Here is a 15,468-nt window from a genome sequence, read left to right as displayed (position 1 = left end):
TCTAATTTTTTGAAAAGCCTTATGAAGTATCTTTGGATTCCATGTTTGTTTGTAACCGCTTTGGCCGGATGTAGTGTAGTCAAATGGGGTAGCATTCCGCCCTACCGTCTGGCATACAATGTCTTTGTACCTGATAGCACAAAAGACAACTACGAGGTTTTTGCTATGGAAATAGACGGGAGTAAAAAAGAAAATCTAACCCGCCATCCAGATGTTGCGTGGACGTATCTCGCCTATGGTAAACGGTTGTTTTTTATAAGTGACAGAGGAACTTGCCGTCGTTGTTATTTCTTGTACGAAATGTCTTCGGATGGACAAAATGTGAAGAAGATCAGTGATCTTCGATTGGAAGACAGTTGGATGAGTAGCCGAAAAAGCGGACAAGAACTGGTGGTCTCTGGTAGAATTGAGCGGGATATCCGGATGCAACTCTTTATTATCAATACAGAAACAGGTGCCTATCGCCAAATAACGACCGATACCACGGCCATGTACCGAGATCCTTTATTCTCTCCGGATGGAAAACAATTGGTGTTTGCCTATAAGAAAAACAGGAGAGACCGAAATACACATGAAGAATTGTTTATCATGAACGAAGACGGTAGTGATATGCGCCAACTGACGACTTTTCCCGCCAATGATCTTAGTGCGAAATCTTATGGTTACAAGGCCGGGCCGCCTCGTTGGCATCCTACAGAAGGTTTTATATCGTACCACTCCAAGCAAAACGGAAAAAACACCTTGTTCGCCGTAACGCCGAATGGAAAGAAACATTGGAAACTTACCAATTACACAGGAAGTGAAGGCTGGCACGATTGGTCCGCAGACGGTAGGTGGTTGGTATTTGATACCAGTAATGCCGATGAAACACAATACGACATTGTACTTATGAATTGGAAGACCAAGGAAACCCGCCAATTGACACATGCGGAGTATAAAACACAGCTTTCACCCGTTTTTGTTCGACGATGAATAAGGAAAGCCGCTCCGAGGTTCCGGAACGGCTTTGGTACAATGGGGAATGGGCTGGCTTATTTTGCATCCGTTAACTGCATTATACCTTCAAGCTGTGCATAAGGAATGGTGAATTCCGTTGGCCCAGCAGCATAAGGCATGATCTCATAAGGATTATAAAAGATTTTAAGCCCTTCTTTGGTAAACGCCATTTCGTTGGGCAAGGTCAATTGGTCATCGAAAAGTCCGGCTTCCTTCCATGGTTGCCCCTCTGGAATTTCACGCGCTTTGCGGAATGCAGACTCCAATACGGATTGGAATTTTTTTGTATTCGTAATGTGGCTCTGAGGGTCAATGTATTGCCCTTGCGGGTTGAAGTTGAGTAGGCGGGTTACTGTATTGGGGTGTGCGCCTCCTGTAAATGTATAGCTTGTGATGGAAATACTTGCCACAGGTTGGGTTTGTAGTACCTCCGTTTTTACGTCCACTTCCCATCCGTAGGGAGCATCAGGAAATTCCTTGCGTTGTTCTTCGAAAGACTTTTTAAAAAACGCCGCAACTTCCTGAAGGGTTTTGCTGGGCTGGGCTCCTTCCCAGTCCACATCTGCCATACGGACATAGATGGTATCCAGAACCGTATTGATCTTTTTGGCATTTGTGCCTTCGGCAGATACGTATTGTACCGATATTTTCGCGCATGGGTCGTCTTCCTTGACGCAAGTTCCCCCCTGATCGGTGAAGACATGTTGTTGGAATGTAAGGGGCTTGGTGGGGCTGGACTCGTTGCTGGGTCCGCAGGCCGCAAACCATAAAACGGTCATGCTGCAAAGTAGCGTGCTAAGAAGGCGCATAAGGTATAATTACAAAAGAAGTTGTTTTGGCGTTGAATTTACCTATTGTAGATTCCTGAAACTACGCCGATTACGCCCCTATTCCAAGCAAGTTACAACAACCAAAAAATAAAAAGGCCCCTATTCGGAGCCTTTAAAAAACGGTCGGAAGGAAGTATTAGCCCGCATTCGGACCACCTTTCCCTTTACCGCCGTGACCCTTCGGTTTACGATGGGTGAGCGCATCATGGATCAGCACAATTTCCACCTGAGTGGCCGAAAGGAAACCAGAGATGGTGGTTTTGAAGGCTTCTCGAATGGCTTGTAGCTGGGCTGGAACATCTTCGATAGCAATTTCTTTGTTTTTTACTTTGGTCGCCAATGCTTCCAGCGCGGTCAGTTGAGCAGCATAAGCGGCATCTAATTTGTCTGATGTGGCGGCATCAATGGCAAGTACCGTGTTTCTCGATTCCTTTTCGGCAGCACGGGCCGCTTCGAGGCGGGCTTTGGCTTCTTCGAGGCGTGTGGCAATGGTTGCTTTTTGCTCTTCGGTCAGGAGTGTCGTCAATTCTGCTTGACGTGCCGTATGGAGGGCCTCCATCTGCGATTTGAATTCCTCGGTAGTGAGGGTGGATTTTTTATCCATCAAGGCTTTGATTTCTGTACCATATTTCTCCATAACGGTTTTTACTTGTGCCTTTTGGTCTTCGGTCAGCAGGTCGAAAGGAATAAATCCGGGGCGTCCTGTTCCCTTGATACCATCCCCTTTCATGCCGTGAGGCGAGAAAAACGGACGTAGTCCTCCTTCTCGATTCCCCGCTGCGTCGAGGTCTGGATTGAGTAGTTTTTCTTTTTCCTCGGCCGTTAAGGTAGCTTGGAGGTCTTTCGCTACACCCCACAAAAAGCCGGGTTGTTTATCGGCGTGTTTATTAAACGAACTACTTACATTTCGGGCTGTGGTGCCGCTCAATTGCAATTCACTCGAAACCTGAACCGCCATTTGGGCCACTTGTACGCTGGTAAGGGTTTCGGTCGTAGTGTCGGTGGCCTCTGGCGGATGAACAGCATCGCAACCGCTGACTACAAACCATAATGCCAGAAGTGCAAGTAGAGGTTTTTGGATGATGGTACGCATTGTGTTACTCCTTATAATTGTTGTGTAGAATATGATCCGGTGTTTGGTTGGATGTAAACTACACCGCCGCATTTTGGGAATTGTTACAACTTTGCGGCTTTCACAATGCGATTTTATTAAGATGTTTAGACGCTCTTAACAAACAGTCACAAAACCAGTTGCCATACCGTTATAGGATGGAACCCTTCAGGATGTTGCAAGCGTATAGAGAAAATGGCCCCGATCATGGAGGACTCGCGGCCATTCCCTGTTTCACCATATCCTTAAAGATCAATTTTTCTGCTTTTTAGAGGCTAAACTCCAAATCAGGTTCGCAAAGGTTATGATAATCCCTAGGCCAAGTAAGACAGCGGATAAGGTGGTCAAGACCTGAAAGGTTCCAAACATCTCGGGATAGGCGTATGTCCGTTGTTCCAAGCCATTGCTACCCATCACCATGAGGGTAAAAAACGTTCCGTTAATGCCTAAAAACATCAGACCGATAGCCCATTGGGCCACACTTTCGTGGTAATTGGTCCCTGTAATATGCTTCCAGTAGTAGTGAAGTCCACCCAGAAAGGCAATTGTCAAGCCACCTAACATCATGTAATGGAATTGTGCTGTGGCATACGTGGTGGTACCCAGATACGAGGAGACATTTAGGGCACCCAGTACCAAAGAACTAATCAGCGATACCGTAAGCATAAATAAGAATGTAAATACATATAGTATCGGTGTGCGCAATTCAAGATTACTTTGATAAAGAGAGGTTAACATATTTGCAACCACAACTGCTAAAGGGACAAGCGCCAGATTGGCAAAAGCAGCAAACAAAATAGAAGCAAACTCAGATTGTCCGGCATTTACAAATTGTTGTCCCCATACCATAAAACTCAATATTCCGTAAGTGCCCATCATCCAAACCAGAAATGGCCTTCCAAATGCGTGTCTTCCGGTAGATCCTGCTAAAACATCGGCCATGAGTCCTATTGCAGGCAAGAGAGCACTATATACAGCCGGATAAGCAGCAAACCAGAAAAAGTGGCGGTACAACAAGATGTCGCCACCCAACTTGGGATCAAATAAACCCAATTGTAAGGTTTTTTCAAGGATCAACAACTGGCTGCTTAGGCCCATCAACAGCATTACGACAATTTGAATGGCTGCCGAAATATAGAGTCCCCATACAAATAAAGGAAGGTCTTGCCACGACATCCCAATAGGCCGCATTTTATGTATGGCCACCACAAAGTTGATACTCCGTAACACTGCCGATGCACCAAGTGTGAGAATACCCGATCCGAGCCATACGACAGCAAATAGAGTTGGGTCATCGGTAAAAAAAGTCTCAATCATCGTCCATCCTATTGGGGTGGCACTGGCTAAAGAGCCGATAAGCGCAAAAATACCGCCCATCCAATAAAGGTATAAGCTCATGAGGTGGAGCCTTGGGAAGGGCAGGTTGCGGCTATGCAATAAATTTGGCAAAAAATAAGCGCCCAGTGTGGCGGGTATGGCGGGAATGACAAACAGCAAAACCATGATGGTTCCGTGGGCCTCCATCAGCCGGGTATAGGCGGTCTGCGAAAGAAACGGGTATCCTGCATCAGGCAGTCCCAGCCTTGCGACAATGGCCAAGATAGCACCCAAGAGGAAGAAGAACAGGGCCGATCCTAAGAACATCAACGAGATACGTTTATGGTCTTCAGTTAAGAGCCAAGATCCGATTCCCGTGCGGGGTACCGTCGTTTGGGGGGTGGTTGTCGCCGGATTTTGTAGCGGCGAGGGCATAACGTTTTCCATGATCATTTGAAATAGGTTGATTTTTTCTTCAGCTAGCCCTTAGGCATTGGTTATCACTAAAGCAATTTTAAGCTTTTCCCAGACAATTTCCAAATCGGCGGTGTTGGTATCTTTGTTGTTAATGCGATACGTGAGGCGCTCGGTATGGGGTTGGTTGGTTTGGGGTTTTACCCGAATCCGTAAAACATCTTCTTTTTCGCTGTATTCATCGGTAAGGTGCTGATCCCAGTTTTTATTGATGACCACGATCCATTCCTGTTTTCCGGGAATGGTAAATAGGGCATATTTCCCTTTCGGTAGGCGTTGCCCGCCGATTAGCACGTCTTTTCCGAGTGAAATGGAGGTGGCTTGGTGTGCGCCTGTCACCCAAACTTGGTCGTATGGCACCAAGCCGCCCCAGATGATCCGATTGCGAACAGCAGGCGCGGTATAAGCAATATGGACATGGTTACTGCCCAGATTGGTCATAGCCGTTTGGGGAATGCTGCCTTTTGTGGTGTCTGTTACCGTTTCTTGGCTGTGGTGGTGGGTGCTATGGTCATGCTTGGGTGTGGTTGCTGCTTTTTGATCCGGTGTTTGGTGGGCTTTATGATCTTGCTGGTGATCTTGACACGCAGTCAGAGAAAAGGTAAAGACAACGGTAAAAACGGTAAATACATATATTTTCATGATGAGGTCCTTAATGGGGTTGCTGGTTATTGTTTTAGGACATCTTTTTTTCTTTCATGACCAATGGTTGATTGTTTATCGGGCCAAAGTGTCGGATTAAAATTGGGGGTATATCATGAAAGAAAGTGCCTGAAGCATCAATGATGGTCTTCGTGGGGTTCCTTAGACAAACGGATCACCTCGTGAAAAACATCGTGGGTTTTGGAAAGCTGTGCAATTATTGCGGCTTCGCTGGCCCTTCCCTTGCGAACCATACGATCCATTTTAACACTCTCTTTCTTTAGTTTTTGAATGGTCTTGCGCATAGGCCGCGTATCGTAAGGCGTAGGAATTGGTTTGCCCGCTACTTTTTGTGCCCAAGAAGCAAGCTCACCCGACTTTGCCTTGATCGGTGCGGTGTCTCCATTCTCGGAAGGATGGAAGGTAGTAGATAGGACATCGTGGTATAATCCCAATTCAGGCCAATTGCCGAAAAGAGATTGGGCATTTACCAGATTAAAAAATCCTAAAAAAAGGAATGTTAAGATCCTAAAAATGTTGTTCATGTTGAGCATTATTTAAAGATTAATACCGTAATACATCTGGCCATATTTGCCAAGCTACGCAAAAAAAGACATATGTATTCTTGCCTTTTAATGTAAATAAAAGACAGGGTAATATTGAAAAAAGGTAATTATTTTGATCTATCCGTATGAACCCAATCTATAACCATTGGCGGCCCTTAAACAACATGATGTGGGAGTAGTGGTTAATACCAAACGATCATGGTGCGTACACAGGAAAGGCGTAGGCTAAGAAAAGCTCCTTTCACAATGCCAACTACTGAAAATAGGAGCCGCTCGGTCAGGTTTGCCGGGTTAAACATTGGGTACCTGAGAGGAGAATTAAATGCGGGGCGGATGGAAGATGTCTGCCGAGAAAAGAGATTCATGATAGGCAGAAGACTGCGGGAAAGGATTTGTCGTCATCTCCGAAATACCTTTTGCCCACGAAGGTGCAATACTCAAGTCAATAAAATACAATACTTCAGACTGCTCCTTGTTTTGTTTGACTGGGTTGCTTTGTTGTTCTGCTGCTTTTTTTAGTTGTCGGCTCAAAACACAAGTCCCCTTGCAGTTCATTTTAGGCTTGAACCGATTGATACACATCGTGCGTGCGATGTATTGTTGGTTGACCTTGAATGCAATCTGCGTCACCAGCCCACTCAGCGGTTGAAGGGCAAGCATGAGGACCAATACTATTTGGACCGATATTTTCAAGGTGGAATAATTAAAGTGTAAAACGGAAAAATAATATTCCATTAATGTAGTAAATGCAAATGAAATACATGAGAACCGACAATCTTATTTTTATTTCTGCCTTTTAATTGCTGATACCATGCTCGTGGGCCGTACTAAAGGGCACAAAAAAAGCCCCCGATAAATACCGAGGGCTTGGAAGTAGAGCTTATAGGTTATTAAGCAGGCTCGTTTTTGTCTTCTATCAAGGAGGACAATCCCGGAACTTGTTCTATAAGTTGGCTTAATGCGTTTTGTCCGCCGTCGGATCGGATAGCCCCCATCAGTTCTTTGATAACGGGAAGCACCATACCTGCCTGTAATACCGTGCCAATGATGGAGCCTGCAACGGAGGAAGAGGCTCCATCGCCACTGTCTTGTTGACCTTGTAGGCCGTGTACGTTCAAGACACGAATACTTTCTATTTTCTCGGCGGGAATCATTAGTTTCTCCACTAAAATAGGAAGTTGTGGCATCAATTCTTTTAATGCTTGTGCCAGAATGGCCTGTGAATTGATCACGTTTTGGGCATCAAGGTTGGCACGAGTGGTTGCCGCTTGCGCAAGACCAACGGTCTCGATGGCTTTGGCTTGTTTTTCGGCGGCCTGCGACTCCATCTCAGCAGCGTCTAATTTGGCTTTCGCAACCGTCGTAATTTCATAGGCCCGTACATCCGATTCTACTTTTTGCTTTTCTTTTTCTACAGCAGCCGCTTTTTCGGCCTCGATGATTTCAATCGCTTTTTGGCGGTTGGCTATTTCGAGGGATTTAACCGTTTGGGCTTGTTCTTCGGCTTTTAGCTTTAGGGCTTCTTGTTTGGCCACCTCTTCAAGAACAGACAATTTGGCTTTTAGTGCCTCAGATTCTGCCTTCTCGCGTTCAATTCGTGCTATTTCGATTTGCTGAAGTTTTTCCTGCTCGGCAATCTGAATGGCTTTCTCCCGAACGATTCGTGCACTTTCTACATTCCGCTTCCGTTCTTCATCGGCCACCTCAATGGCTTTTTGTCGCTCAATCTCGGTCGCCTTGATTTCACGGTCTTTAATAATTCTGGCTTGTTCAGAGAGTTTCTCTTGTTCGGCAACGGTTTGTTGCATCGTTGCTTGTTCTCGTGCTTGGGCTTCCGCTATTTCGCGGGTTTGAAGTGCTTGTTTTGCTGCAATATCTTGCTCTATTTGTAATTGTTTTAGTTTTGCTTCCCGGTTTTGAGTGGCGATGGTTACTTCTTTTTCGCGAAGCCGTTTATTGGCCGCTTCCACCTCGGCAGAGGTCCGTTGGGCAATTTCTTTGCGGCCACGGGCATCCAAAACATTGTTTTCGTTGTGCATTTCGAGCGGTAATTGCTCCAGATACTGGATGGCCACATCATCTAAGCGATAACCATTTAGAATAACCCCATTTTCGGCATCTTGTCCTAATGCCTTCATAATCTCGTCCCGAAATTCACGGCGATTCTGGTAGAGTTGATCGAATGAGAGGGCCGCGCCAGCGGTTTTGAGGGCATCTGCAAACTTGGCCTCAAACAACTCGCGAAGAATGCCAATATCCGAGGCTCGACCACAACCTATTGTCGAAGCAACGTGACGAATATCTTCTTCAACAGGATTGATTTTGATGTAAAAATCCACTTCTACCTCTGCGCGGATCCCATCGGCACACGAGAGGCTTTCATGTGCCCTCCTTACGGTCCTTACGGTCTTTACAGTCAAGTCTATGCGTTCGGTTCGGTGCAATAAAGGAATAGAAATGACCGAACTCAGATATACCCCCGGTTTACTCAGGCCAAACCCTGTTTTTACCAAAGCTTGTCCGGCTTCGGCTTTCACTAAAAAGCGGTTAAGCATGCTAAGGAAAACGAGAATGAATAATATTACACCAACTACAGCGGCAATACTCAAAATTAAAGATTCACTCATGGTAGATGTGATTAGGGTTTAACATATAAAAGATTAGGTTTGCTGTGCCAATAGACGCACTAAGCATCAAAAGGAGTTACTTCAAAAACTTCTTTGCCCGGAAGTTTGCCTGTTAGGAGGACGCGGGTTCCGTAAGACAAAGCGATGTTTGGATTTTCGGTTCGTATGGCGATCTCAATTTCGTTTCCATTTTCCAAGCGGAGGCTGGCAGCGCCAAATGTGGCGGAGGCTTGGTTACTTTTGACGGTTGCCACCTTGCCAATCAGGTCGCGTTCGGTGGCAGCGACACCATAATCTTTGAATAGTGGCTTCAGCAAGCGGGATAATACCGAAGACATGATCAAGCCAATAACCAAAGCGAGTGGAATGAAAACGATATTGGGCAGCCAATCAGATGGTAAGTAAGCGCCTAATGTAGCGTGTAACACCAATCCGGATAAGCCAAACCCAAATAAAATCCAGGTTACTACCAACGATAAAGGAACCAGACCAAACCCCAGCAAATGCAGCCCGGTATCCACCCAGCCATGATCGGCGTCTAAGTGGAAGTCTGTTGTAGAATCCACATCGCTGTCGTGGCCGCCGCCTATGCCCATTGCACTAATGACCCACAACGAAAATGCAAGCATTAATGGAATGGTGAAAATCAATCGTGCCGGTTGAAAAAATACGTCCATAGTGTAAATGGTTTATCGGATAACGGTACGAAATCGGGGCCTTTGGTTGCTCTTTCAAAAGCAATAATCTATTGCATTCATTTTCAATTCACATTTTTATTTGGGTGAAATTCTTCCGACAGTTATGGACGATGGGTACTGTGCTGACCGATAGATGGTATGAGTCTGCGCCTTGAAGTCGGAATCTTTGGCGTTATAGATATCTAAAAAAACCTGTGGATTTCGGTCTATTAAAGGAAAAAAAGAACTTTGTACCTGAATCATCAGGCGGTGCCCTTTTTTGAACGTATGGAAAATATGTGGGCTTTTCCAGCGTACTTCGGTCACTTTTCCAGGCTGGAGCGGCTCTGGTTTGGAAAAGTTGTTGCGAAACTTGCTTCGCATTACAGCATATCGCACCAACATCTGGTAGCCAGCGAGGGGATTGGGCAAATATTTTTTGTCACGGGACTGCACCTCTTTTGTGGAGTCCGGAAAAACATCCACCACCTTCACAACAAAATCGGCATCGGATCCAGTAGTGGAGACGAATAATCGAATATCTACCGGGCCAGCCAAGGTGAAGTCTTCTGACAAGACCTCTGTTTCATACACCAAGACATCCGGACGAGAGGCCGCAAACCGCTGATCTTCGGTCATGTATTCTCTGGTACGGTCATAGGTGATGCGTTGGGAATATGGCACTGGCTTGGCGGGGTCCGAGACGTAGCGATCGTTCCCACTGTTTTTGGATGGAGCTTGGGTGCTAAGGCCGCCTTGTTCGGTTAAGAACCAAGTAGTCGGGCGGGCTTCTTTCGGTGGCCAAATGTCAAAGTTGTGCCAGTCATTGGAGCCTGTTGCAAAGGCTCGGACATTTGCCTGATCAAAAGACCCCTTGCCCTTCAAATAATAATTAAAGAAAGGGAGGTCTATGGATGCACGGTACTGCACCGCTGTTTTTTGTACAAAGGGCACATTCCCTAAAAAATCCCCTTCTGAACGCTCCCAACCTCCATGAAACCAAGGGCCCAGTACGAGGCGGTTGCTGGTTGTTTCTGGACTTAACTTCCCGATGGAGCGATAAATCTCGTAGCCGCCATAAGGGTCTTCGGCATCGAATGCCCCGATAACCGTCATCACATTGGTTTTTACCCCTTTAAGGTGGGGAACAATGTTGCGCTCCTGCCAAAACTGATCATACGTTCCGTGCTTCATAAAAGTGTTCCAAAAATCCACGCTGCCTTTGAAATATCGTGCATTGGCATTGGGCAAGGCGCCTAAACGCAGGAAAAAAGCATAGGCGTCGTCGGAATTAATACGGAGAGATGGGCCTCTTTTTTGGGTGGGAGTGGGTTCTGGGTGCTCAAAGCCAGAGAAAAAATTAAACGCATCTTGAAGGTAAAAAGCCCCATTTGCGTGAAAATCATCTCCAACAAACCAGTCGGCAATCGGGGCTTGGGGAGAAGCGGCTACAATTGCCGGATGGCTGTTAATAATGCTTGCGGCCACATAAAATCCAGGGTAGGAAATGCCGTGTAAGCCTACTTTTCCATTGTTATATGGTATATTTCTAAGCAGGAATTCAACCGTGTCATAGGTGTCGGTACTCTCATCTACTGTACGATGACCCGTTACGTTGGGTATCGCTGGGGTCATATTGGTGAAGGTGCCTTCGCTCATCCATCGTCCCCGAACATCCTGACAGACAAAAATGTACCCTTCCTTTGCAAACCGATGGTCTCCCTGTGGGCCCAAAATGCCCGGGAACTTATCGGGTCCATAGGGGCCACAACCATAAGGGGTGCGTTTAATTAAAAATGGAAGCGGTTGGGTATTGTTTTTTGGGACATAAACCGCAACATATAACTTGATCCCATCTCGTACAGAAATATTATACTCTAATTTTTCATAATTGTCTTTTGGGGAATATTCCTGAATGGGTTGGGCATTTGCCTGAAGTGAAAATAGCAGAATAACCACCCAGAAAACGCGGAAAAATAAAGTAAACATGGCTTTTTTCTTTGTCTTGTTTTGGAGAGGGGACATAAACTTAGGGATGTACGTTTGTCTCGACAGGCAAAAGGGCATCTGCTAACAACATAAAAAATTTATGGTTTACGAACAAACCTTTTTATTGCTGAATGGATCGGTATGGTTTTAGAGGGGTCTTTAATATAGCTACCATACCCGTAAAATCTAAAAAGCAACATCTTTGGCTTCCTTCTTTGGCAAGAAGAAGCCGCTACCTTCATTTGTTCCTCGAATTGTGGTGCCTCCACAAAACAAACCTCAGGTGTGTTTATATGATGATAAACTTTTCAATCTTCAAAACAAATGCCCGTTTCATTAAAAGTTGGGGCATGGGTCTGTTCTTGCTTTCCCTATTGGCAAGTACCGCTACAGCTAAACCATTCGTATCAAAAATATCCTATTACCCCAGAGCTGATGGCCGGGGGTACGTTGTTTGGGTTGCGACTTCGGAACGTGTTTTTCGATACGATCTTAAACGGCAACGCGAACAGTTGACACTGACCCTGTTCGATACCGACTTACAATCCAATGTTAATCAAGGACAAACGGCGGGGCCAGTCTTGAGACACGCAGCACGTATGCTTCAAAACGATGTGGTCATTACATTTGATTTAGACCCCAATCAATTGGTGGAAGCAACAGCGTATCCCGAAAGACAAGGGAGCGCGATGCTGATTTCGCTGGCATTCACGGGAAATGCACCAACTTCACTTGCTGTGGCAGAGCCTCCGGCCAATTCAGGCACGTTTGGTAACCGAAGTGGTGTCGTAACGAGTGCACCAGTCTCTGCCGACCCCTCTTTGCGTCGTGGGGCATCCAAGACTGCAATGGCTACGAGTGGGGGCAATGGTTCCAGTAAAACAGATACCCAGGCGTCTCTTCGTCCAATCGAGGCACCCGCTCATGCTGGTGGTGCATTAATGCCAGATTATGATAATCCCAATGTGTCTTTGGATTCCCCCCTTCAAGCACCTGCCCGAACCAATGCCGCAACGGGAAATCCGAAAGACTATTTTAATACAACCGCGCCCAAGACCACAACGGGCAATGGCGCAGTCTCAAATCCAATCCCAGCAAATAATAACCCAACACCCATTGGGGGAGGTGGTGCGGGGCCAGTAAGTACGGGAGGGAGCACCAAGACCGTAGCGGATATCCTGAATACCGACAATCCGATCCGATCCGCCGAGGTGCTTTTGTTGGAAAGTGAAGCCGATGCGTTGGCCCGTCAATTAGCCGTCGCAAATAGCCAGAACCAAAGACGGCAAATTGAAACGACTTTAGATGCTAAATTGGGTCAAATCTTTGACGCCGAGCAGACGTTGCTACGTAATCGGGTAGCAACCCTGCGATTAACAGCTACTGCCGAAGAAAAAGAATTACAACAACGCCTGCGTGCGCGCAAATCTATCATCGCAGAACGCAAACAAAACCTGATTTCGCTGGCCACTAAGTCCATAGAAACCCCGAATGCCTCCACCGGAAAGTCACTTTGGGACTTTTAATTAGGAAAGAAGTAAAAAAAACAAAGGGTTGTTTCGTAAGCCGAAGCAATCCTTTTCCGTTTTTTTTAAGGTAATTGTTCGTTACCACCTTTCGTTATATACATTGGATACGTTCTGCCATTCGGTCAACCGCTCTCTCGTGGAACGTGCCATATTATCGGGCAATGCCTTTAGTGAAAAAAAACAGGCCTCTTTGATTTCCCATTTATTGGGTTGAGGATTTTCATCGGTAGCAGCAACTATCACCACCACCACATCCGATCGGTAGGGGTTGAGGTCCGTATAAACCCCCAATGTTTGGATTATAACCAGGTGCTGAAAACCAAGTTCTTCCTGAAGTTCGCGGTGCAGGGCATCTGCCAAACGTTCTTGTCGCTTGATGCCGCCACCGGGGAGATACCAATATCGGTCGTCATAGGGATGTTTTATCAGCAGTACTTCTCCTTTGGTATTGGTAACAATACCCCGTACACGCACCGAGCGTGGTTTAATAAGACGGGTCAAAATATTCCGTAGGTGCAGCAAAAGCCGGATAACCCCGATGCAGAAGTGGTACATATTTAAATTTTAGGTGATGAAATGCGAGGGGTGTTGCTCTGTTTTTATAAAAAAGTTATATTCGTGGGCTATAATAAAAACAAAGCAATCTAAAACAAAAAAAGACCATGGCACGCAAAGACCAACTGACGGGCCGGAAATCGTTGACGGGCAACCACGTTTCGCACGCGAACAACAAAGTTAAGCGCCGCTTCGGGGTAAATTTGCAGCGTAAGCGTTTTTTTATTCCGGATGAAAACCGTTGGGTTACGCTTCGGGTTTCCACACAAACCATGAAGACCATCAATAAAAATGGGATTGCGGCGGTTGTAGCCGAAGCCCGTCGTCAGGGCATTACGGTCTGAAAAAGGCATTGTGTCTGATCTATCCATCCGTTGTGCAGCATAAATCCATTGTGAGGAGGCCACCATCATGGCAAAAAAATCTAAAGAAGCCCGAATCAACATTATTTTAGAGTGTACGGAAGCCCCCGGCACTTCTCGGTATGCTACGACCAAAAACCGCCGGAATACTACCGCGCGTCTGGAACTGAAAAAATATAATTCAGTCTTGAAGAAGCACACTGTTCATAAAGAAATAAAGTAGGATTGTAGAGGGGATAGCGGGCGCTAAAAAAAAGCCTTATATTGCCTCAATCTAATAGACGCCTAAACGACATCATCATGGCAAAGAAAGTTTCTAAGAACCAACGTACCGACCGGGGTAAGAATGCCAATAATAAAAAAATGGCTAAAATCCTTGTCGCAGAAAGAAAGCCTAACGGCCAATTTGCCTATAAGGTGAAAATGGTACATTTAGACAATGTGCAGGAAGAATTGAAAGCCGTTCAAAGTTAAATAAGTTTCGGGGCGTAGCGCAGCCCGGTTAGCGCGTCTGCTTTGGGAGCAGAAGGCCGCAGGTTCGAATCCTGCCGCCCCGACAACAGTACGTAATGCGCCTGTAGCTCAATTGGATAGAGCAACGGACTTCTAATCCGTAGGTTACAGGTTCGAGTCCTGTCAGGCGTGCTCAAATTGCATAGATTCGTACAATGCGGCGACGTGGCCGAGTGGCTAGGCACGGGTCTGCAAAACCCTCTACAGCGGTTCGAATCCGCTCGTCGCCTCTCAATGTTTTACCGAACTTCATTCTGAAGGATCGGTTTTTTTATTTTCGCCCTTCCGGTTTTGGGCATGATCTCTCCTTTTTCCTACGTCTCCTCCATGTCCTCACGCTTAAGTATTCGTAAGCGTGTTTTGTCTGATTCAGTATAGGATTCATCGAAGAATAGGGGGGCTTTATCTAATGCCGCCCGAATAACAGAAAAAAAAATGGTTGTTTCCAGCCGAACCAAATTCCTCCATGTCCTCAATTGTTCGGAGACAACCATGATTAAATCTGCTACCTCGGCTTTTGTACACCACGATTACATCCCAACGGCTTCCACGTTTATTTTGGAACAAGACATCCGTCGTGCCATTCAACGAGGCGATACTAAGATGTGTTGTTCGGTACAGGTGACCAAAACGACCACTTGGGCATCAGACTTTGTGGACGTTGTTAACTCGTTAAAGAAAAAATACGGTCACCAAATTGCTATCGAAAGTGCTTTTGAGGTGGGTTTTTGGGATGCTTCTGGACGATTGGATTTGCCTAAGTTAGACCTAAAGCCAGATATTCTGATCGTTCGGCCCACATTGGTGCCCTACGGCAATGCGGTCTATACACCGCGCCAAATTCGTTTGTTGTGGATGGATGAACTTACGACACCGCATATGGTGTTTAGACACCTTTTTCGGGCGATGATTGGTGCAATGTGGACGTATCCCAATGTAGTGGTGGCAGAGCCGTTGCATCTGGTAGGGCAGGTTGGTTTGCACGAAATGGATATTCCAGTAGAAATGTTGGCGGGTTTTGCACAAGCAGTTGCGGAAACACAAACCCCCCTGATCTTGCAGCAAGCGTGGATTCGGGGCGTGAATTCGGCGGTAGAGGTACTGAAGTTGTTTGGTTTAAACCAAAGCGGTAAAGCCTTTGGAGCGGCTATCGAACAGGTACCTCAGCAGCGGTACAACCTTTCTGACTTATCACCGCTGGAAGTGAACCGGGCTGTTGTTCCAAGGGCACATGCGGCTTAAATCGTTCTAAAAACAGGTCTTCCAAGTAAACAAAATTA

General features: G+C 46.1%; 16 protein-coding genes and 3 tRNA genes. 9 read left to right on the top strand and 10 right to left on the bottom strand.

The features are described from left to right. Positions 1-21 precede the first annotated feature (21 nt). Positions 22-972 carry a PD40 domain-containing protein gene (locus JNN12_12670; GenBank protein ID MBL7979185.1) on the top strand — a complete coding sequence of 317 codons (951 nt, stop codon included), beginning with the start codon at positions 22-24 and terminating at the stop codon, positions 970-972. A gap of 59 nt (positions 973-1,031) precedes the next feature. On the opposite strand, the gene JNN12_12665 is transcribed toward JNN12_12670, so the two are convergent. The 9 genes from JNN12_12665 to JNN12_12625 form a co-directional block, all read right to left on the bottom strand. Then, positions 1,032-1,805 carry a DUF3298 and DUF4163 domain-containing protein gene (locus JNN12_12665; GenBank protein MBL7979184.1) on the bottom strand — a complete coding sequence of 258 codons (774 nt, stop codon included), beginning with the start codon at positions 1,803-1,805 and terminating at the stop codon, positions 1,032-1,034. Positions 1,806-1,962: 157 nt separating this feature from the next. After that, the gene (locus JNN12_12660; GenBank protein ID MBL7979183.1) at positions 1,963-2,919 is read right to left on the bottom strand and encodes a hypothetical protein; all 957 of its coding nucleotides are present in this window, start codon (positions 2,917-2,919) and stop codon (positions 1,963-1,965) included. Between the two features lie 270 nt (positions 2,920-3,189). Further along, entirely contained in the window at positions 3,190-4,707 is a 1,518-nt protein-coding gene (locus JNN12_12655; GenBank protein ID MBL7979182.1) for a cbb3-type cytochrome c oxidase subunit I, read from the bottom strand. Between the two features lie 33 nt (positions 4,708-4,740). Continuing rightward, positions 4,741-5,370: a DUF2911 domain-containing protein gene (locus tag JNN12_12650; protein MBL7979181.1), complete on the bottom strand. Its 630-nt coding sequence runs from the start codon at positions 5,368-5,370 to the stop codon at positions 4,741-4,743. A 137-nt stretch (positions 5,371-5,507) separates the two neighbouring features. Beyond that, a complete protein-coding gene (locus tag JNN12_12645; GenBank protein ID MBL7979180.1) occupies positions 5,508-5,915 on the bottom strand; it encodes a hypothetical protein in 408 nt (135 codons plus the stop codon). A gap of 339 nt (positions 5,916-6,254) precedes the next feature. Continuing rightward, positions 6,255-6,596, bottom strand: coding sequence for a hypothetical protein (locus tag JNN12_12640; protein ID MBL7979179.1), 342 nt, complete (start codon positions 6,594-6,596; stop codon positions 6,255-6,257). 230 nt (positions 6,597-6,826) lie between these two features. Then, positions 6,827-8,563, bottom strand: a complete 1,737-nt coding sequence (locus JNN12_12635) for a hypothetical protein (GenBank protein MBL7979178.1) — start codon at positions 8,561-8,563, stop codon at positions 6,827-6,829. A 59-nt stretch (positions 8,564-8,622) separates the two neighbouring features. Next, positions 8,623-9,240 (bottom strand): DUF1449 family protein, encoded by a 618-nt coding sequence (locus JNN12_12630; protein ID MBL7979177.1) that lies wholly within the window; start codon positions 9,238-9,240, stop codon positions 8,623-8,625. 96 nt (positions 9,241-9,336) lie between these two features. Then, positions 9,337-11,229 carry a CocE/NonD family hydrolase gene (locus tag JNN12_12625; GenBank protein ID MBL7979176.1) on the bottom strand — a complete coding sequence of 631 codons (1,893 nt, stop codon included), beginning with the start codon at positions 11,227-11,229 and terminating at the stop codon, positions 9,337-9,339. Positions 11,230-11,522: 293 nt separating this feature from the next. On the opposite strand from JNN12_12625, the gene JNN12_12620 reads away from it, so the two are divergent. Further along, complete coding sequence (locus JNN12_12620) at positions 11,523-12,755, top strand: hypothetical protein (protein MBL7979175.1); 1,233 nt, start codon at positions 11,523-11,525, stop codon at positions 12,753-12,755. 81 nt (positions 12,756-12,836) lie between these two features. On the opposite strand, the gene JNN12_12615 is transcribed toward JNN12_12620, so the two are convergent. Further along, a complete protein-coding gene (locus JNN12_12615; protein MBL7979174.1) occupies positions 12,837-13,313 on the bottom strand; it encodes an NUDIX domain-containing protein in 477 nt (158 codons plus the stop codon). Between the two features lie 107 nt (positions 13,314-13,420). Here JNN12_12615 and rpmB point away from each other — a divergent pair, with 107 nt between their 5' ends. From rpmB to JNN12_12580, 7 genes are all read left to right on the top strand, one after another. After that, entirely contained in the window at positions 13,421-13,657 is a 237-nt protein-coding gene (gene rpmB / locus JNN12_12610) for a 50S ribosomal protein L28 (GenBank protein MBL7979173.1), read from the top strand. 67 nt (positions 13,658-13,724) lie between these two features. Beyond that, the gene (gene rpmG / locus JNN12_12605) at positions 13,725-13,898 is read left to right on the top strand and encodes a 50S ribosomal protein L33 (GenBank protein MBL7979172.1); all 174 of its coding nucleotides are present in this window, start codon (positions 13,725-13,727) and stop codon (positions 13,896-13,898) included. A gap of 77 nt (positions 13,899-13,975) precedes the next feature. Then, positions 13,976-14,149: a hypothetical protein gene (locus JNN12_12600; protein MBL7979171.1), complete on the top strand. Its 174-nt coding sequence runs from the start codon at positions 13,976-13,978 to the stop codon at positions 14,147-14,149. An 8-nt stretch (positions 14,150-14,157) separates the two neighbouring features. Further along, positions 14,158-14,232: transfer RNA gene (locus JNN12_12595), tRNA-Pro, on the top strand. A gap of 14 nt (positions 14,233-14,246) precedes the next feature. Continuing rightward, a tRNA-Arg gene (locus JNN12_12590) sits at positions 14,247-14,320 on the top strand. A gap of 27 nt (positions 14,321-14,347) precedes the next feature. Beyond that, positions 14,348-14,418 (top strand) — tRNA-Cys (locus JNN12_12585). 262 nt (positions 14,419-14,680) lie between these two features. Further along, positions 14,681-15,430 (top strand): hypothetical protein, encoded by a 750-nt coding sequence (locus JNN12_12580; protein MBL7979170.1) that lies wholly within the window; start codon positions 14,681-14,683, stop codon positions 15,428-15,430. The last annotated feature ends 38 nt before the right edge of the window (positions 15,431-15,468 follow it).

Source organism: Bacteroidetes Order II. bacterium (assembly GCA_016788705.1).
GTDB lineage: Bacteria > Bacteroidota > Rhodothermia > Rhodothermales > UBA2364 > UBA2364.
This window is presented reverse-complemented; position numbering and strand designations above follow the sequence as displayed.